17 protein-coding genes and 1 pseudogene are annotated in these 18,753 nt (G+C 62.7%); 5 read left to right on the top strand and 13 right to left on the bottom strand.

What is annotated here, in order from left to right:
- Positions 1-3: 3 nt before the first annotated feature.
- Together ACSBQS_RS20660 and ACSBQS_RS20655 are read right to left on the bottom strand one after the other, a co-directional pair.
- Positions 4-444: a hypothetical protein gene (locus ACSBQS_RS20660; protein ID WP_033645101.1), complete on the bottom strand. Its 441-nt coding sequence runs from the start codon at positions 442-444 to the stop codon at positions 4-6.
- Positions 395-1,015 (bottom strand): nucleotidyltransferase domain-containing protein, encoded by a 621-nt coding sequence (locus tag ACSBQS_RS20655; RefSeq protein WP_033652291.1) that lies wholly within the window; start codon positions 1,013-1,015, stop codon positions 395-397. The genes ACSBQS_RS20660 and ACSBQS_RS20655 overlap by 50 nt, the downstream gene beginning before the upstream one ends.
- Positions 1,016-1,223: 208 nt before the next feature.
- Here ACSBQS_RS20655 and ACSBQS_RS20650 point away from each other — a divergent pair, with 208 nt between their 5' ends.
- From ACSBQS_RS20650 to ACSBQS_RS20640, 3 genes are all read left to right on the top strand, one after another.
- Positions 1,224-2,612, top strand: coding sequence for an amidohydrolase family protein (locus ACSBQS_RS20650; protein ID WP_434991326.1), 1,389 nt, complete (start codon positions 1,224-1,226; stop codon positions 2,610-2,612).
- A 100-nt stretch (positions 2,613-2,712) separates the two neighbouring features.
- The gene (locus tag ACSBQS_RS20645; RefSeq protein ID WP_047025975.1) at positions 2,713-3,264 is read left to right on the top strand and encodes an isochorismatase family protein; all 552 of its coding nucleotides are present in this window, start codon (positions 2,713-2,715) and stop codon (positions 3,262-3,264) included.
- Positions 3,265-3,266: 2 nt separating this feature from the next.
- Positions 3,267-4,190, top strand: coding sequence for a GlxA family transcriptional regulator (locus tag ACSBQS_RS20640; protein WP_033652294.1), 924 nt, complete (start codon positions 3,267-3,269; stop codon positions 4,188-4,190).
- On the opposite strand, the gene ACSBQS_RS20635 is transcribed toward ACSBQS_RS20640, so the two are convergent.
- The gene (locus ACSBQS_RS20635; RefSeq protein WP_434991325.1) at positions 4,185-5,177 is read right to left on the bottom strand and encodes an acyltransferase; all 993 of its coding nucleotides are present in this window, start codon (positions 5,175-5,177) and stop codon (positions 4,185-4,187) included. The two genes, ACSBQS_RS20640 and ACSBQS_RS20635, sit on opposite strands and share 6 nt — an antisense overlap.
- A gap of 217 nt (positions 5,178-5,394) precedes the next feature.
- Here ACSBQS_RS20635 and ACSBQS_RS20630 point away from each other — a divergent pair, with 217 nt between their 5' ends.
- Positions 5,395-6,642 (top strand): MFS transporter, encoded by a 1,248-nt coding sequence (locus ACSBQS_RS20630; RefSeq protein WP_033633516.1) that lies wholly within the window; start codon positions 5,395-5,397, stop codon positions 6,640-6,642.
- Between the two features lie 179 nt (positions 6,643-6,821).
- Here ACSBQS_RS20630 and ACSBQS_RS20625 read toward each other — a convergent pair whose 3' ends face one another.
- From ACSBQS_RS20625 to fdnG, 10 genes and pseudogenes are all read right to left on the bottom strand, one after another.
- Positions 6,822-7,097, bottom strand: coding sequence for a type II toxin-antitoxin system RelE/ParE family toxin (locus ACSBQS_RS20625; protein ID WP_117188038.1), 276 nt, complete (start codon positions 7,095-7,097; stop codon positions 6,822-6,824).
- Complete coding sequence (locus tag ACSBQS_RS20620) at positions 7,097-7,357, bottom strand: CopG family ribbon-helix-helix protein (protein WP_197666726.1); 261 nt, start codon at positions 7,355-7,357, stop codon at positions 7,097-7,099. Before ACSBQS_RS20620 ends, ACSBQS_RS20625 begins: the two co-directional genes overlap by 1 nt.
- Before the next feature lie 82 nt (positions 7,358-7,439).
- Positions 7,440-9,289: pseudogene (gene selB / locus ACSBQS_RS20615) on the bottom strand (selenocysteine-specific translation elongation factor).
- Positions 9,286-10,680 (bottom strand): L-seryl-tRNA(Sec) selenium transferase, encoded by a 1,395-nt coding sequence (selA, locus tag ACSBQS_RS20610; RefSeq protein ID WP_342164472.1) that lies wholly within the window; start codon positions 10,678-10,680, stop codon positions 9,286-9,288. The pseudogene selB and the gene selA overlap by 4 nt, the downstream one beginning before the upstream one ends.
- 69 nt (positions 10,681-10,749) lie before the next feature.
- A complete protein-coding gene (locus ACSBQS_RS20605) occupies positions 10,750-11,355 on the bottom strand; it encodes a glutathione S-transferase (protein ID WP_069100544.1) in 606 nt (201 codons plus the stop codon).
- A gap of 40 nt (positions 11,356-11,395) precedes the next feature.
- Positions 11,396-12,046 carry a DcrB-related protein gene (locus tag ACSBQS_RS20600; protein ID WP_033645112.1) on the bottom strand — a complete coding sequence of 217 codons (651 nt, stop codon included), beginning with the start codon at positions 12,044-12,046 and terminating at the stop codon, positions 11,396-11,398.
- 114 nt (positions 12,047-12,160) lie between these two features.
- Positions 12,161-13,090, bottom strand: coding sequence for a formate dehydrogenase accessory protein FdhE (gene fdhE / locus ACSBQS_RS20595; RefSeq protein ID WP_089192377.1), 930 nt, complete (start codon positions 13,088-13,090; stop codon positions 12,161-12,163).
- Positions 13,090-13,725 carry a formate dehydrogenase cytochrome b556 subunit gene (fdoI, locus tag ACSBQS_RS20590; RefSeq protein ID WP_004934017.1) on the bottom strand — a complete coding sequence of 212 codons (636 nt, stop codon included), beginning with the start codon at positions 13,723-13,725 and terminating at the stop codon, positions 13,090-13,092. The genes fdhE and fdoI overlap by 1 nt, the downstream gene beginning before the upstream one ends.
- Positions 13,722-14,624, bottom strand: coding sequence for a formate dehydrogenase subunit beta (fdxH, locus tag ACSBQS_RS20585; protein ID WP_004934014.1), 903 nt, complete (start codon positions 14,622-14,624; stop codon positions 13,722-13,724). The genes fdoI and fdxH overlap by 4 nt, the downstream gene beginning before the upstream one ends.
- A gap of 12 nt (positions 14,625-14,636) precedes the next feature.
- Positions 14,637-17,684 (bottom strand): formate dehydrogenase-N subunit alpha, encoded by a 3,048-nt coding sequence (gene fdnG / locus ACSBQS_RS20580; protein ID WP_103101707.1) that lies wholly within the window; start codon positions 17,682-17,684, stop codon positions 14,637-14,639.
- A 427-nt stretch (positions 17,685-18,111) separates the two neighbouring features.
- Here fdnG and sodA point away from each other — a divergent pair, with 427 nt between their 5' ends.
- Positions 18,112-18,732, top strand: coding sequence for a superoxide dismutase [Mn] (sodA, locus tag ACSBQS_RS20575; RefSeq protein ID WP_004934003.1), 621 nt, complete (start codon positions 18,112-18,114; stop codon positions 18,730-18,732).
- The last annotated feature ends 21 nt before the right edge of the window (positions 18,733-18,753 follow it).

Genomic DNA, 18,753 nt, shown 5'->3' with positions numbered 1-18,753 from the left:
AGCTTACGCCACTATCTGCGGATGTTCGCGCTGCAGCCAGTCGATAATCCGTACCCACAGCGCTTCTGTCTGCTCAAGGCAAGCCTGTACCGCCGCGTCCGTCACCAAGTCGCCGGAATAATCCGCCACGTTGCGCTGTTTTCGCAATGCATCCAGGCAGATCATTTCCTCTCGCGGCAGCCCTACGGTGAGCGGCAACGATTGGATCATGATCTGGTGATGGCCGGGTTTGCTGGTCAGCGTGCGGTATCCTTTGGCTTGTAAAGCGGCATTCGCCATTTGCATGACCGCCTTATATGCCGTGTCGAAACGGCTCTCATTGCTAAGCTGAGTGATACCCGCATCGCGTCGGTTGCGAGCGGCGGCGGCCAGCAATTTTTTAATCGCCCCCGCGTCAGGCGTTATCACCTCCAGTCCCAGCCCGACCAGATTGTCCAGCGTCATCCTTGTCTCCCACAATCCAGAGTTGGGGTTTATCCATAATGTCCTGAATAAACGCGGAGTTCTCGGCCAAAGCCGCTCGCCACTCTTCAGGCGAATACAGTTTGGGGTTAATTTCCCGACCCAGCGTTGCCTGCAGCGGGTAAACCGCCTGAATCACCTCCGCAAAAGACAGTTTGCCGACGATCAGAACATCGATATCACTGGCCGCCGTCGCTTTGCCACTGGCGACAGAACCAAAAATAAAAGCGCGTTCAATAGCTTCGCCAAACGCTGCCAATGTCTGCCTTAAGAACTCCGCCGGCCCGCAAACCTTGCGGAAAATCGCCGCCAGCTCAGGGAAAATCAGGCAATCGGCGTTGGCCTGATAGCAAATTTGGTTGCCCTGCCGCTGCCTGAGCAAGATGCCGCTCTCCGCCAACCTGCTCAACTCTTTATGTAAAGTGCCGGCCTGAGTTGCGGTGCGCCGCGCAATTTCTCGCACATGAAACGCACGCCCGGCTTCAATAAACAGCAGGCTTAGCACTTTTCTACGGTATTCGCTGAACAGCAACTCGAGCATCGGATCGTGCATAACGCTGACCTCAATGTAGCTTTAATGGCTACAAATGTAGCCATTAAAGCTACGAAAGAGCAAGCCAGGAAAATCCTTGCCCCGGCGCACGCCGGTCATTACCAAATCGAATAGTCACCAGTGGCAAATGTCGCTGCCAACCAGCCGGTTCCTCTCCTAAATTGGGGGATGTTTTCACCCACCTCACCTCTGGATTAAGGAACCGAACGTGGAAAACCCTCAGCAACCGGGCCGCAGAGCCTTCCTCAGCCAAACCGGCAAACTCACCACCGCTTGCGCGGTGATCGGCCTGACTGGCGGCATCGCGCAGGCCGCTTCGCCTGGCGGCGAGCCGTGTGCGCCAACGCCGATGACCCTGACCGATCGTCACTACTACCTGAGCGAGGTGCGGCTGGAAGACGGCTTTGAATACGACGGCGAAACGGTGATCGGCACCCGCACCGCGCTGTACACCCTGGAGATCAAAGACGGCAAGATCGCCGCCATTCACGCCGCCAACGCCGCGTTGCCCGCCGGCGTGCCCCGCTATAAGGCGCAGGGCCGGCTGCTGCTGCCGGCATTTCGCGATATGCACATCCACCTGGATAAAACCTTCTACAGCGGCCCGTGGCAGGCGCCGCGCCCGCGCCAGGGCAAAACCATCATGGACATGATCGCGCTGGAGCAGACGCTGATCCCGACACTGCTGCCCACCTCGCAGCAACGGGCGGAAAACCTGATCGCCCTGCTGCAATCCAAAGGCAGCACCGTGGCGCGCAGCCACTGCAATATCGATCCGGTCAGCGGCCTGAAAAGCCTGGAGCACCTGCAGCGCGCGCTGGAAAACCACCGGGCGGACTTCAGCTGTGAAATCGTCGCCTTCCCGCAGCACGGCCTGCTGCACTCCAGGGTCGATGCGCTGATGCGTGAAGCGATGCAGATGGGCGTGCAGTACGTCGGCGGGCTCGATCCGACCAACGTCGACGGCGCGATGGAGAAATCGCTCGACGCCATGTTCCAAATCGCCCTCGATACCGGCAAAGGCGTGGATATCCACCTGCATGAAACCAGCCCGGCCGGGGTCGCCGCCATCAACTACATGATCGCCACCGTGGAGAAAAACCCGGCGCTGCGCGGCAAGGTCACCATCAGCCACGCTTTCGCCCTGACCACGTTGACGCCGGGCGAACTGGCGGAAACCGCCACCCGGCTGGCGGCGCAGCAGATCACCATCGCCTCCACGGTGCCGATCGGCGGCCTGATGATGCCGCTGCCGCAGCTCAGTGAGAAAGGGGTGTTCGTGATGACCGGCACCGACAGCGTGATCGACCACTGGTCGCCGTTCGGCACCGGCGACATCCTGGAGAAGGCCAATCTGTACGCCCAGCTGTACCGCGGTTCCGACGAGTATCACCTGTCGCGCGCCATGGCCATCTCCACCGGCGGCGTGCTGCCGCTGGACGATAAGGGGCAGCGCGCCTGGCCGAAAGCCGGCGATGCCGCCGAGTTCGTGCTGGTCAACGCCAGCTGTTCCGCCGAGGCGGTCGCCCGTCTGCCGGCGCGCAGCGCCACCTTCCATCAGGGGCGCCTGGTCGCCGGCCAGGTGAGCAAAGCCTAAGGTCGGTCCGTTGTTGTCATCATGATGGCCGTTTTTGGCCTTCTGCCAGAGTAAGGCGCGGCGCAAGATGGTCGCTACACACACTGGCGGAGGGCCGAAAATGTCACAGAGCGCGTTATTGATCATCGATGTCCAGCAATCATTCCAGCACCGTCCATTCTGGCAGGAGGACGATTTGCCGGCGTTTCAACAGGCGCTGACCCGCCTGATTGCGGGCTGCCGACAGCGCGGCGCGGCCCTGGTCGACGTGTTGCACGTTTCGCCGCAAGGGCCGTTCTCACTGGCTTCGGGCTATGTGCAGCGCCTGCCGTTCCTCACCCACCAGGCGGATATCACCGTACACAAGCATGTGCACAATGCGCTGACCGAATCCGGCCTCAACGCCTGGCTGCGCGAGCGGGACATCAACCACCTGATCGTCTCCGGCATCCGCACCGAGCAGTGCTGCGAAACCACCACCCGGGTGGCGTCCGATCTCGGTTATCGGGTGACTTTCGTCACCGAGGCGACGTTAACCTTCCCGATGCGCCATCCCGGCGGCGAAGTCTTTACCCCCGCGCAGTTGAAGCGGCATACTGAAACCGTACTGGTCGATCGTTTCGCCCGCATCGCCAGCGTGGATGAGGCGCTGGCGCAACTCGCACAGGAGTAATCATGTCGCAGGCCGTCTATTTTCTGCTATTGCCCAACGTGCTGTCGCTGGACGTCAGCGGCCCGGCGGAAACCCTGCGCCTCGCCGGGCAGTTCAGCCTGCGTTACCTCAGCCCGGCGCCGCAGATCGTCTGCTCCATCGGCATGACGCTGAGCGGCCTGCAGCCGTTGCCCGAGCGCCTGGAAGACGGCGCCATCCTGGTGCTGCCGGGCGTCGGCGATTCGCAGCGCTATTTCGCCGGAGAGGAGGCCGAGCAGGCGCGCCGCTGGCTGGCGACGCTGCGGCCCGATCTGCAACGGCAGCGCATCACCCTGGTGTGCATCTGTTCCGGCGCGCTGCTGGCGGCGCAGGCCGGGCTGCTCGACGGCTATCAGTGCACCACCCACCACGACGTCATCGAACGTATCCGCCTGCAGGCGCCGGCGGCGCAGGTGAAAGAGAACCGCATCTTCGTCGAAGACCGCGGCGTCTACACCAGCGCGGGCATCACCACCGGCATCGATTTGGCGCTGCACCTGGTCCACCGCCACTGCGGCTCCGGCCGGGCGCGCGACGTCGCACGCGACATGGTGGTCTATTTCCGCCGCGCCGGCGACGATCCGCAGCTGTCGCCCTGGCTGCGCTACCGCAACCACCTGCACCCGGCGGTGCACCGCGCGCAGGACGTGATGGCCGCCGAGCCGGAGGCCGACTGGTCGGTGCCGCAGATAGCGGAGAAGGCGCACGTCAGCAGCCGCCACCTGGCGCGGCTGTTTCGCAGCCACGTCGGCATCAGCGTGCGGGAGTATCATGAGCAGCTGCGGCTGGCGGTGGCGCAACAGCGCCTGCAGCAAGGATATGGCTTGGAGAAGGCCGCGCTGGCGGCTGGGTTTTCTTCCGGGCGGCAACTGCGCCGCGCCCAGCAGCGCCAGCGCTCGCCGCTATGACACCAGCCGGCGGGTATCCAGCCGCTGCAGGCCGACAGACAGCAGCAGGCTGCCCCCCAGCGCCACGCCGAACACCCAGAAGATATCCAGCAGCGGGTGGCCGGTGAAATCCAGGTGCCGATTGCGCATCACGTTGACGATAAGGGCGTGAAAACCGTAAATCGCCAGCGAATGACGGGAAAATACGCTCAGCCAGCCGATTGGCTGCGGCAGACAGTGTTTCACCCACACCAGCAGCGCCACCGCCGCCATAAACACCAGCGGGCCGCTGTAGATGTAATAGGTATCAGCGAAGTTGCCGTTGATGAACAGCTGATGCTTGGTGCCGCGCGCGATCAGCGCCACGCACAGCGCAAATCCCAGCGCCGCCAGCCAGCCCGCGGCGCGCCCGCGCGCCTCCATCATGCCAATCGCCCGTCCGGCCAACGCATACAGCAGGTAGTAGAAGGTATCGCCGTAGATATACAGGTTAACCGGCAGCAGATGCGCGTTGCCGAAGGTCAGCTTATCGGTATTCGGGTTGGCGATCGCCGCCAACACCACCAGCGCGGCGGCCAGGTAGCGGCGCGATATCGGTTTGACGCTAATCAGCGGCGACAGCAGGTAAATAACCGCGATGGCGTAGAAAAACCACAGATGATAGAACACCGGCTTTTGCAGGATGCCGCGCAGCGACGGCCAGAAACCGATCTTGGTGAAAGCCGCGATATAGATCAGCGCAATGGCGCTGTAGAACAGAATGCAGCAGAGGATGCGGGTGAAATGCCGCCGGCCGGCGCTCTTTTCGCCGAAGAACAGGTAGCCGGAAATCATGAAGAACAGCGGCACCGACACGCGCGACAGTGAGTTCAGCACGTTGGCGATGTCCCAGTTGTGCAACCCTATCGCCGCGCCGTTGGTGACGTAATAGGTGGTGGCGTGGATCATCACCACCATCATGCACGCCATCGCCCGCAGGTTGTCTATCCAGCCGATTTTCTCGCTCAAACGCTCGCCCGATCTTGTGTCATATTGATATGTTAAGAAGAGGTTATCGGGCACGGCGTTCGGCGACAACCCAAAAGCGAAATATCAGAATGCACTTAAACAACACCTTATGATTGCGAAGGTGAACAATTGGCGGCAAAATAGCCGCCATAACTCGCTGAGTTTGCGCTTCCCGCCCTGGCAGTTCCTTTTTCTCTTTTACTATCAGTACAATAATATGAAAACAACATTACCCCCTGCGGCACGTTTGGGCCGGCAGGCGCTTTTATTCCCTCTTTGTCTGGTGCTGTTCGAGTTCGCCACCTATATCGGCAACGATATGATTCAGCCCGGCATGCTGGCCGTCGTGGCGGATTTCAACGCCGGCGAAGAGTGGGTGCCCACCTCGATGACCGCCTATCTGGCCGGCGGCATCTTCTTGCAGTGGCTGCTCGGGCCGCTGTCGGATCGCCGCGGCCGTCGCCCGGTGATGCTGGCCGGGGTGGCGTTCTTTATCGTCTCCTGCCTGGCGATCCTGCTGGTCACCACCATCGAGCAGTTCATCGCCATGCGTTTCCTGCAGGGCATCGGCCTGTGCTTTATCGGCGCGGTCGGCTACGCCACGATCCAGGAGTCGTTCGAGGAGGCGGTGTGCATCAAAATCACCGCCCTGATGGCTAACGTGGCGCTGATCGCCCCGCTGCTGGGGCCGCTGGCCGGTGCGGCGCTGATCCACGTGGCACCGTGGCAAAGCATGTTCGTACTGTTTGCGGCGCTGGCGGCCATCGCCTTCTACGGCCTGTGGAAAGCCATGCCTGAGACCGCCACGCTGCAGGGCGAGGCGTTCTCCGCCGCCAACCTGTGGCGCGACTACCGCCAGGTGCTGGGCAACCGCCGCTTCCTGTGCGGCGCCCTGGCGATCGGTTTCGCCAGCCTGCCGCTGCTGGCCTGGATCGCCCAGTCGCCGGTGATCCTGATCAGCGGGGAGTCGTTGTCGACGCTGGATTACGGCCTGCTGCAAATCCCGGTGTTCGGCGCGCTGATCCTCGGCAACCTGACGCTGGCGCGCCTGACCGGCAAAAACAGCGTGGAGCGCCTGATCAAGCTGGGCGCAGGCCCGATGCTGCTGGGGCTGCTGATCGCCGCGCTGGCGACTCAGTTCTCCAGCCACGCCTACCTGTGGATGACCGCCGGCCTGAGCCTGTACGCCTTCGGCATCGGCCTCGCCAACGCCGGGCTGTACCGCCTGACGCTGTTCTCCAGCAATGTCAGCAAAGGCACCGTGTCCGCCACCATGGGCATGCTGAGCATGATGGTGTTCACCGTCGGCATCGAGCTGGCCAAGGTCGCCTACGTCTGGGGCGGCAGCGGGCTGTTCAACCTGTTCAACCTTATCAGCGGCCTGTGCTGGCTGACGTTGGTGGCGCTGTTCCTCGCCAAACGCCGCAACGGCGATCCCACCCCGCAGCCGAACGGCGCGGCATAAGCGCGACGATAAAACGCCGGTCTGGTTTCCCGACCGGCGTTTTTTATGCGGCTTCAGCCGAGCAGCCCCCCAGCGCATACCCCGCCCCCACCACCGCTACCGCCAACAACAGCAACGCCGACAGGACGGAGATCGCCCGCCGGGCACGGCGTCAGGTTTATCGGGTAGGGGAATTCCGCCTATCGCTCTTCGCGGGTATGCCAAATACGCAGAACATAAATCGTTGCCGGCTGCATCTGGTAACGTATCTCATAACGGCCGACCAGAATACGCCTCACTTCCTGCGGTAAAAACTCGTCCAGTCTTTCACCCAGGCGAGGATTATCGAGCAACGCTTTAGGCGCGGCGACCAAGGCCTTCACCGAATTCGCTGCCGCAGTGCGGTTAGCCAAGGCAAAAAACTCAAACAAACGCGCCAAATCCGATAGCGCCTTACTCGTCCATTTTAACTCCATCAGCGCGGTACCGGCAGCGGCTCGTCACTGTCCAGGCTGGCCGCCCAGGCTTCTACCGACTCATGATCGATAACGTTTTGCTCTTCGACATCGGCCAGCGCCGCCAGCGTTAACCGACGGCGCTCTTCCTCTTGCTCAAGCCAGGCGGCGAGGGCTTGCTTCACTATCCATCCCCGTGAGCGTTCAAGTTTGGCGGCCATTTCATCCACCTTTGCAGCCAAAGGCAGCGGGACATGAGCGGTGATGACTTTCGTGTTCATCGTCTTGCTCCTCAGTACAATCAATATCAATCAAAGTGATTAAAGCTGATTATACCGCCATCAGAGAACAAAAAACACGCAATCAGTTGCCGAACAGCCCGCCGTCTCGCAGCAGATGCTCGTTGCCCTTGCGGCGGGTAAAGCCGCTGCGATCGAAGAACTCCAGCACCTGGATCGCCAGCTTGCGCCCGACGCCGAGCCGATCGCGGAAATCGGCGGCGTTGGCGCCCCCGCGCTCCGCATCCAGCTCGCGGATCAGCGCCGCGAACTGATCGATGCGTCGGCTGAGGTAGTAGCGATCCACCACCACCGCCGTCACATGGCCCAGTTGAGCCGCCTTACGCAGCACCGCGCGCACCCGGCTTTCCTCTTCGCCCAGCTCGCTCGCCAGATCGCGCACCCACCACGGCTCGTCGCCGAACAGCGGCTCGATGCGCGCCCACAGCGGCGCCTCGTCGGCGCTGAACGCCAGGCCGTGTTCCGGCAGATGCAGCCAGCCGCGCGTATTGCGCAGCGCGCCGGCCTTCAGCAGCCGATCGATCATCATAAACACCAGCGTTTCCGGCTGCTGAGGCAGAGCCATGCGCCGCAGGCGGGCGCGCCCTAAGCCCAGCTGATCGGCGTGCTGTTGGTGATACTCCGCCAGCACCTGCAACAGGCGGCTTTCCGCCTGTTGCACCTGATCCTGCGCCAGCGCCCGGTCACCGACGATCAGCAGATCGCGGTTCGCCAGCAGTGCCGCCAGGCCGTCGTCGGTCAACTGACGCGCCCAGGCAAACGCCGCCAGCGACAGCGCGCCGTGCGGCAGCTCAAGCGCCAGCGCCTGCGCATCGTCCTGCGCCTGCGCCAGGGCCTGCAGCCATGCCAAATAGTCCGGCTGGCGCTTGCCGCGCTTGGGCGCATTCAGCCTGAGTACCCGGGCCGCGCCCAGCGTTTGCCGCGCGCCGATATCGCGCAGCACCAGCCGATCGTTCTGTGCCAACCACAGCGGACGATCGAGGATCAGTTCCGCCAGCCCGTCGTTCAGCAGCGAAATGCGCCCGGTGATGTGGCTGGCGGCATGGTGCAGATGCAGCGGCTGCCAATGGCGGATCGGCCGATCCGTCTCCAGCGCCACCAGAATGCGTTCCGCCGCCTCCGGCGGGCGCTGCGCCAGCAGCCAATCGCCGCGCGCGATCCGGTCTTTATCGACATCGCCGCTAATGTTAAGCGCGATGCGTTGCCCGGCCCGCGCCTGTTCCACGGTCTGATTCTGGGCATGCCCAGAATCAGACCGCGCACCCGCACCGGCGCGTCGGCGCCGGTCAGCCACAGCGTATCCCCCACCTTCACCCGGCCGCCGAGCGCGGTGCCGGTCACCACCACCCCCGCCCCTTTGACGCTGAACGCACGGTCTACCGCCAGACGAAAACGGCGCGTCAGCGCATGCTCGCCGGGCGACAGCGCCAGCAAATGCGCGCGCAGCGCCTCAATGCCCTCGCCCGCCGCCGCCGCGGTGACAAACAGCAGCGCATCGGGCCAGCCCTGGCGCGCCAGCTCGTCGCGCACCTGAACGCGCACCTCATCGATACGTACCGCCTCCACCCGGTCGGCCTTGGTCAGCGCCACCGTCAGCGCCGGGCGCCCGCTCAGGCGCAGGATCGCCAGATGCTCGCGGGTCTGCGCCATCACGCCGTCGTCGCAGGCCACCACCAGCAGCGCATGGTCAATGCCGCCGACACCCGCCAGCATATTGGCGAGGAATTTTTCGTGGCCGGGCACGTCGATAAAGCCCAGCACCCGGCCGTCCGGCTGCGGCCAGTAGGCGTAGCCCAGATCGATGGTCATGCCGCGGCGCTTTTCTTCCGGCAGGCGATCCGCGTTGATCCCGGAGATCGCCTGCAGCAGAGTGGTTTTGCCATGATCGACATGGCCGGCGGTGGCGATGATCATGATGCGCTCAACACGTCGATCAGCGCCCCTTCCTGTTCCAGACAGCGCAGATCCAGCCACAGCCGGCCGTCGCCGAGGCGGCCGATCACCGGCTGCGGCAGGCGGCGCCAGCGTTCAGCCAGCGCTTCCAGCGTGGCGCCGCGGCCGTCGCGCGGCGTGAAGGTCAGCGCATAGCTGGGCAGGCGATCCACCGGCAGCGAACCGCTGCCAATCTGCGACCAGCACGGTTCGGCGCGCAGCGCGAAATCGGCGGTGAACCGTGGCGTCAGCGCCGTCAGCAGCCGCTCGGCCGCCTGTTGCATCTCCTGCTGCGGGCGGGTCAGCAGCCGCAGCGTCGGCAGTTGCTCAGCCAGTTTTTCCGGCTGCAAATAAAGCCGCAGCGTGGCCTCCAGGGCCGCCAGCGTCAGCTTGCCGACGCGCAGCGCGCGCTTGAGCGGGTGCTGCTGCAGGCGCGCGATCAGCGCCTTTTTGCCGACGATGATGCCGGCTTGCGGGCCGCCCAGCAGCTTATCGCCGGAGAACGTCACCAGATCGACGCCGGCGGCCAGCAACCGCTGCGGCATCGGTTCGGCGGGCAGGCCGTACTGCGCCATATCGATCAGCGAGCCGCTGCCCAGATCGGTGGCGGTCGGCACGCCCTGTTCGGCCCCGAGCTGCGCCAGTTCGGCCTCGTCGACCGCAGCGGTAAAGCCCTGAATGCTGTAGTTGCTGGTGTGCACTTTCATCAACAGGCCGGTCTGCTCGTTGATGGCCTGGCGGTAATCCTTCAGATGGGTGCGGTTGGTGGTGCCGACCTCAACCAATTGACAGCCGGCCTGGCGCATCACGTCGGGAATGCGGAACGCGCCGCCGATCTCCACCAGCTCGCCGCGCGACACCACCACCTCTTTGCCGGGGGCGATCGCCGCCAGCATCAGCAGCACCGCCGCCGCGTTGTTATTGACGATGCAGGCGTCTTCCGCGCCGGTCAGCCGGCACAGCAGACTCGCCACCGCCCGATCGCGATGGCCGCGCCCGGCGCCGTCCAGATCGTACTCCAGCGTCACCGCCTCCCCCATCACCGCGCTCACCGCATCCTGCACCGGCTGCGCCAGCAGGGCGCGCCCGAGGTTGGTGTGCAGCACGGTGCCGCTGAGGTTGAACACCGGCAATAACGCCGGGCGTTGCTGCCGGGCCAGCTCGGCCCGCAGCGCCTGCGGCCAGTCGCCGCACCAGGCCGGTAAACGTTGCTGCTGTTTTATCGCGTCGCGCGCCTCGGCCTGCAGCCGGCGCAGCAGTTCGCCGATCAGCGTCTGGCCATGCTGCGCCACCAGCGGTTCAATCGCGGGTTCACGCAGCAGGCGGTCGATGGCGGGCAGTTGGCTGTAAAGAAGGTGGGATTCAGTGCTCATGGTCGCTCGGTTTTCAGTTTAGACGTATCGGCATAGCAAAACCCCGCCGCGGCGGGGAGAAAAGAACGTTCAGGGCGGCGCCGTGCGGGCGAAACTTTCGCGGGCGAACAGGCGTTCGGCCAGCTTGACCAGCGCCGGACGTTGGACGCACCAGTTGGGCAGGATGCGGCGGAAATTCAGGTAGCCCAGCGCGCAGCCGGTGGCGATATCCGCCAGCGTCAGCCGCTCGGCATTGAGCCACGTTTTTTCCTGCGCCAGCGCCTCCAGCGCATCCAGACCGTGCGTCAGCTTGTCACGCTGGCGCAGCATCCAGTTTTCGTCCTGCTTTTCCGGCGCGCGCCGGCTTTCGCGGTACAGCGTCGCCGCCGCTTCGGTCACGCCGTCCGCCAGCGCCGCCACCTGGCGGACGCGCAGCGCTGCGGCGCGATCGGCCGGCAAAAACGCCGGCTCCACCGTCAGCAGTTCGAGGTATTCGGCCACGATCGGCGAGTCGTAAAACACCTCGCCGTCATCGGCGATCAGCACCGGCACTTTGCCGAGCGGGTTCTGCTCCTTCACCCGGCTGCCGGGCTCATACGGCGGATCGTTGACGAATTCAAACGCGATCCCCTTCTCCAGCAGCATCACGGAAATCTTGCGCACAAAGGGGCTGGTGTAACTGCCGATAAGCTTCATCCGGTCTCCTCCGCTTCGTCCTGGCCGCGGCGCAATGCCCTTACTTCACCGCCAGAGTATCGATAATCCGCTGCACCAGCGCCTGATGCACTTCCGGCGTTTTGGCCGGCGACAGCATTTGCAGCGTTACCACCCGTTTGTTGAACACCGTCAACACCAGGGTGGACACCACCTTTTGGCCGTTGACGGTCTGCTCGGTATCCACCCGGCGAAACTTCTGTTTGCCGACGGTGAAGTTCTCTTCTTTGGTGGTCTGGATATTCTGATAGCGCTCGGCCAGCACCGTGATGGCGCTCTGCGTCAGCTCTTTCAGCATTTTGTCGCTGGTATTGATCTTCATGCCGTCCGGCGGGATCACTTCGGACGAAACCGCGCTCTGGCGCGACTTGCCGTCAAGAAAGCGCTGGATGGTGGAGGTGCTGTCATTGACGATGCCGCTGTTCAGCGTTTGATCGCTAAAGCCCGGCGGCAACTCGAAGGTGATCTTGCCCTTCTGCAGCGACACGTTCAGCCCCGGCGGCGCGGGTGGGGCCTCTACCGGCGCAGGCGGCGGCGGTGGCGCGGGCTGCGTCACGGTCGGCTTGGTGTCCGGTGGCGGCACCGCCGGTTTGGTGTCGTCCTTGTTGTCGCAGGCCGCCAGTCCGATCGCCAGCACGGCGACCGCGGTCAGTTTTGCCAGGGTGTTTAACATCGTGGTTCCTTTCGCTTGGCGCGTCATGGCCTAAACGTAGCAACTCGCCCGGGCGAATGCCAGAAGCCCGTTCTGAAATTGCTTGTCCGGCCCCGCGCGAACGGGGCCGGGCGGTTACTCCGCCGGGAACAGGAACGGATTGATGCTGCTGCGGCCGAAGCCTTCCTCTTCCATGCGGGCGTCCAGCACCAGCGAAGCCAGATCGTCGGCCACCGCTTCGACCTGCGGGTCTTTTTCCTGATAGAGGATCTTCAGGTAAGTGCCGCAGTCGCCGCAGCTTTCCGCCTTCACCGCCGCCTGCTCGCTGTCCAGCGACCAGTAGTTGAGATCGCGGGTCTGCTCGCAGTTGCTGCACTTCACCCGCACCACGTGCCATTCGCTTTCGCACAGGTTGCAGTGCAGGTAGCGCAGGCCGTTGACGGTGCCGATATGCACCATGCTGGAAACCGGGATGCTGCCGCACACCGGGCAGAACTGGCGCTGCTCGCCGTATTCGGCGCGCGCCTTGCCGGGGATCAGGCTGGCCATCTGCGCCCAATAGAGCGACAGTGCGGCCCAGAGGAACGGCGCCTTCTCGCTGCCCACCTTGCCGAACTCGCGGTTGAGCAAGGCGTCGGCCATCAGCTCCAGCTCGTGCGCCGAGGTCTTCTCCAGGTTGTCCAGCACCGCCAGAATGTGTTCCGGCGCCTGCGGACGCAGCTCGGCGATCAGCGACGTCAGCAGCTTGCGCCAGTGCTCGCTGCGCGGGAACACGCTCAGATCGAGCGGCGGTTTGCCGCTGGCGGCGCCCTGCACCAACGCTTCACTCAGATCGAGCTGCAGCGGGTTATCGTGCAGCGCATGCTGCTGCGCCTGCGCCAGCTCGGCGGCAAAGTTCAGGTAGTCACCCAGCGGGTTGTCGACCGCCAGCTGACGCAGACGATCGGCGCGGCGGCTGTACAGGCTTTTCAGGTTGGCGAAAAGTAACGGCGGGATGTTCTCCGCCGTTGTGGACTTCTCACGCTGTGCCCCTAACTGCTCTTTAGGAACGATGCGGATACTCATCAGGGTTTATCTTCCTGTCGTTTCTCGCGGACCTCACGGTACCAGCGCGGATGATGTTTCTTGGCCCAGGCCGCCGGCACCCAGCCTTCCACCATCGCGGTAATGGTGCCTTTTACCCACAATGCGGCGTAAATGTGCACCATAATCACGATGATAAGGCCGACCGCGGCCAGCGAATGCACCAGCAGCGCGATGCGGATCAGCGGGATGGAGAACGACGGCGCAAAATACGGCCGCCAGATCACCACGCCGCTGGCCAGCAGCAGCACCAGGCTGATAATCGCCGCCCAGAACACGCACTTCTGGCCGAAATTATAGCGCCCGGTGTCACCCACTTCCTCGTTCATGGCGATTTTGTGGATGTTCTTGGCCCAGACGATATCTTCCCGGTTGATCAGGTTATGCTTCCAGTAGCGCAGGAACATCAGCAGGAACGCGGCGAACATGATGACCCCGACAAACGGGTGCAGAATGCGCGCCAGCTGCGGCGTCCCGAAGATGTTCATCAGCCAGTTGAAGGAGGGGAAGAAGAACCCCAGCCCGCTGATGGCGGCGAACACGAAGCAGAACGCCACTATCCAGTGGTTGATGCGCTCCGGCGCGCTGTAACGCTGAATGGGCTTTTCCTTTCTCATTTGCGCGTCTCCTCGTCATGCGACTCGTCGTGCTCGTCCTCATCCTCGACGCGGTTAGGCCCGACGCCGACATAGTGGAACACGCTGGCCGCGAAGGTGGCGGCAAAGCCGATGGCCGCCAGGGGTTTCCACACGCCCTTCCAGAAGGTCACCGCCGGGCTGATGCTCGGGTTGTCCGGCAAACCGTGGTACAGCTGCGGTTTGTCGGCGTGGTGCAACACGTACATCACGTGCGTGCCGCCCACCCCCGCCGGATCGTACAGACCGGCGTTCTGGTAGCCGCGGGTGTTCAGCTCGCTGACGCGATCCGCCGCCACCTGCTTCATCGCTTCCTTGGTGCCGAAGTGAATGGCGCCGGTCGGGCAGGTTTTCACGCAGGCCGGTTCCTGGCCGACGTCCACGCGGTCGACGCACAGGGTGCACTTGTACACCCGGTTGTCGTCCTTGTTCATGCGCGGCACGTCGAACGGGCAGCCGGCGATGCAGTAGCCGCAGCCGATGCAGTGCTCGGACTGGAAGTCGACGATGCCGTTGGCGTACTGAATGATCGCGCCTTCCGACGGGCAGGCCTTCAGGCAGCCCGGATCGGCGCAGTGCATACAGCCATCCTTGCGGATCAGCCATTCCAGCTTGCCGTTTTCCTCCACCTCGGAGAAGCGCATCACCGTCCACGACTTGGCGGTCAGATCGGCGGGGTTATCGTACACCCCGACGTTGTGCCCCACTTCGTCGCGGATGTCGTTCCATTCGGAACAGGCCACCTGACAGGCCTTGCAGCCGATACAGGTGGTGACATCGATCAGTTTGGCCACTTCTTCCTGGTGGTCACGGGCGCGCGGCGCCGGCGTGAAGCCATTGGTGGCGGATTTACGAATGATGTCTTGAGATTGCATGGCCATAATTCGTCTCCGTTACACCTTTTCCACGTTGACCAGGAACGCCTTGAACTCCGGCGTTTGCGTATTGGCGTCGCCGACGAACGGCGTCAGCGTGTTGGCGATAAAGCCTTTCTTCGCCACTCCTTCGTAACCCCAGTGAATCGGGATGCCGATGGTGTCGACTTCCTGGCCGTGCACCTGCAGCGTACGAATTCGCTTGGTCACCACCGCCTTGGCCTTGATGTAGCCGCGGTTGGAACTGACCTTCACGGTATCGCCCTGCTTGATGCCCTTCTTCTCCGCCAGCTTTTCGCCGATCTCCACGAACTGTTCCGGCTGGGCGATGGCGTTCAGCCGCGCGTGCTTGGTCCAGTAGTGGAAGTGCTCGGTCAGACGATAGGTGGTGCCGACGTACGGGAACTTGTCGGATTTGCCCATCGCCGCCAGATCGTCCTTGAACACGCGCGCCGCCGGGTTGGACACCACGTTCGGGTGCAGCGGGTTGGTGCCGAGCGGCGTTTCGAACGGCTCGTAGTGTTCAGGGAACGGCCCTTCCGCCATTTTGTCGGTGGCGAACAGGCGGCCCATGCCTTCCGGCTGCATGATGAACGGCCCGACGTCGCTGCCCGGCGCGGCGGTGCTGTAGTCCGGGATATCGGCCCCGACCCACTTGGCGCCGTCCCACTCCAGCAGCTGGCGTTTCGGATCCCACGGTTTACCCTGCGGATCCGCCGAGGCGCGGTTGTACAGAATGCGACGGTTGAGCGGCCATGCCCAGGCCCAGCCCAGCGTGTTGCCGAGGCCGGACGGATCGGCGTTGTCGCGCCGCGCCATCTGGTTGCCGGCCGGCGTCCAGCTGCCGGCGAAGATCCAGCAACCGCTGGCGGTGGTGCCGTCGTCGCGCAGCTGCGCGAACGAGCTGAGCAGCTCGCCTTTTTTCACCACCACTTTGCCGTCGGCATCCAGCAGATCCGCCAGCGCCTTGCCGTTGTTCTCCTGCGCCACCTCTTCCGGGGCCGGGTTGTCCGGCGTCAGGTAGTCCCAGCGCATGTTCAGCACCTGTTCCGGCACCGCGCCGCCGTCGCGCGCATACATCTCGCGCAGGCGGCTGAAGATGCCCGCCAGGATCTCGCCGTCGTTCAGCGCTTCACCCGGGGCGTCCGCGCCTTTCCAGTGCCACTGCAGCCAGCGGCCGGAGTTGACGATCGAGCCGTTCTCTTCGGCGAAGCAGGTGGACGGCAGGCGGAACACTTCGGTCTGGATCTGCGAGGAATCCACCTCGTTGAACTCGCCGTGGTTCTGCCAGAAGTTGGAGGTCTCGGTGTTCAACGGATCGATGGTCACCAGGAACTTCAGCTTGGACAGCGAAGCCACCACCTTGTTTTTGTTCGGGAACGACGCCACCGGGTTAAAGCCTTGGCAGAAGTAGCCGTTGACCTTGCCCTGCGACATCATCTCGAAGTACTGCAGCACGTCGTAGCCTTTGTCCCACTTAGGCAGCCAGTCAAAGCCCCAGCTGTTGTCCTTCTGCGCCTTGTCGCCGTAGAAGGTCTTCATCATGCTGACGAAGAATTTCGGGTAGTTGCCCCAGTAGTTCACCTGGCCCGGCAGCAGCGCCTTCGGCGTGTTGGCCTTCAGGTAGGTCTCGAGATCGGTCTGTTTCTCCGACGGCAGCGTCAGGTAGCCCGGCAGGCTCTGCGACAGCAGGCCGAGATCGGTCAGCCCCTGGATGTTGGAGTGGCCGCGCAGCGCGTTGACGCCGCCGCCCGCCATGCCCATGTTGCCGAGCAGCAGCTGGATCATCGCCATGGTGCGAATGTTCTGCGCGCCGACCGAGTGCTGAGTCCAGCCCAGGGCGTACAGGAACGAAGCGGTCTTATCCGCGACGCAGGTTTCGGCGATGTATTCGCACACCTTGAGGAAATCGTCCTTCGGCGTGCCGCAGATGTTGGTCACCACGTCAGGCGTGTAGCGGCTCACGTGCTGCTTCAGCAGGTTCCACACGCAGCGCGGATCCTGCAACGTGACGTCGCGCTTGGCGAAGCCGTTCTCGTCGAACTGGTAGTTCCAGGTGGTTTTGTCGTACTTGCGGTTTTCCGCGTCGTAGCCGCTGAACAAGCCGTCTTCGAAGGCAAAGTCTTCCCGCACCAGCAGGCTGGCGTTGGTGTAGGCCTCGACGTACTCGCGGTTAAACTTGTTGTTGGTCATCAGATACAGCAACACGCCCGACAGGAAAGCAATGTCGGTCCCGGAGCGGATCGGCGTGTAGAAGTCCGCCACCGATGCGGTTCGGGTAAAGCGCGGATCGATCACGATCAGCTTGGCATTGTTGTGTATTTTGGCTTCCATCGCCCAGCGGAACCCCACCGGATGCGCTTCCGCCGCATTACCGCCCATGACGATAATCAAATTCGCGTTCTTGATATCAACCCAGTGGTTGGTCATCGCACCGCGACCAAATGTTGGAGCAAGACTTGCTACCGTTGGTCCGTGTCAGACACGCGCCTGGTTGTCTACGGCAAGCATGCCGAGAGCGCGACTAAATTTTTGCGACAGAAAACCGGTTTCGTTGCTGGCGGCCGAGGCGCACAGCATGCCGGTGGTCAGCCAACGGTTGACGGTAACGCCCTGGTCGTTGGTTTTGATGAAGTTGGCGTCACGGTCTTCTTTCACCAGCTTGGCGATGCGGGTAAAGGCGTCGTCCCAGCTGATGCGCTGCCATTTGTCCGACCCCGGCGCCCGGTATTCCGGGTACTTGAGGCGGCTTTCGCTGTGGATAAAGTCAACCAGGCCGGCGCCTTTCGGGCAAAGCGCGCCACGGTTTACCGGGTGATCCGGATCCCCTTCGATATGGAAAATGCTTTCTTTGGCGTTTTTGGCGCCATCACCAAGGCTGTACATCAACAGCCCACAGCCGACGGAACAATACGTACAGGTATTACGGGTCTCGCGGGCGCGCAGCAGTTTGTACTGCCGGGTTTCCGCCAACGCCACTTCGGGGGCAAAGCCCAGCGCGGCTACCGTCGTTCCTGCCATACCGCCAGCGCAGATCTTAAAGAACTGCCTTCTGCTGACCTGCATGGGGGTCTCCTTTACTCTCGATTGTCACATTGTTCAAATGGCGCTCCTCGCCAAAACGGCGGAGCGCTAATGTCACTGTTGTTATGCTGATACGCGACGCGGCGATATTACCACAGCGTGCTTGTGGTTGTTACACACTCGTGCTCATTCAGTGAACGCATTGGCACATTTCGATACATTTCGGCGTCGCAGCAGGCTCGGCGCTCTCTACAGTATAGAGAGTAACCAACGCATCGGCGCCAAGGCATGAAGAGGCGCTCAAGGCCTCTTTTCTATCAGTATGTTAACGCAGCGATTTGTTCATTAACCACACAATCAGCAGGGCATTGATAATCATTTTCAATATCATTTAATTAACTATAATGATCCGACTGCTTACGCGGTGCTCGCCCTTTGCGCCGCCCATACACCACTGGAGATGATGATTATGAGTTATTCACTGCCATCCCTGCCGTACGCTTACGACGCACTGGAACCGCATTTCGACAAGCAGACGATGGAAATCCATCACACCAAACACCACCAGACCTACGTCAACAACGCCAACACCGTGCTGGAAGCCTACCCTGAGCTGGCCAAATACAGCGTTGAAGAGCTGATCCAGGATCTGGATAAAGTGCCTGCCGACAAACGCACCTTCATGCGCAACAACGCCGGCGGCCACGCCAACCACAGCTTCTTCTGGAAAAACCTGAAAACCGGCACCACGCTGGGCGGCGATCTGAAAGCGGCCATCGAGCGCGATTTCGGCAGCGTTGAGAAATTCCAGGAAGAGTTCGAGAAAGCCGCAGCCACCCGCTTCGGTTCCGGTTGGGCCTGGCTGGTGCTGAAAGACGGCAAACTGGCCGTGGTGTCTACCGCTAACCAGGACAGCCCGCTGATGGGCGAAGCCGTCGCCGGCGCTTCCGGTTTCCCAATCATCGGTCTGGACGTGTGGGAACACGCTTACTACCTGAAATATCAGAACAAACGCCCTGACTACATCAAGGCGTTCTGGAACGTGGTCAACTGGGACGAAGCGGCCGCACGCTTCGCCGCGAAGAAGTAATTCGCCCCCGTTGATGAAGAT

It is taken from the genome of Serratia sp. H402Y (assembly GCF_051172415.1).
Classification (GTDB): Bacteria; Pseudomonadota; Gammaproteobacteria; order Enterobacterales; family Enterobacteriaceae; genus Serratia; species Serratia ureilytica.
The sequence above is the reverse complement of the archived record's forward strand: the minus strand, read 5'-3'. Positions and strand labels throughout refer to the sequence as shown.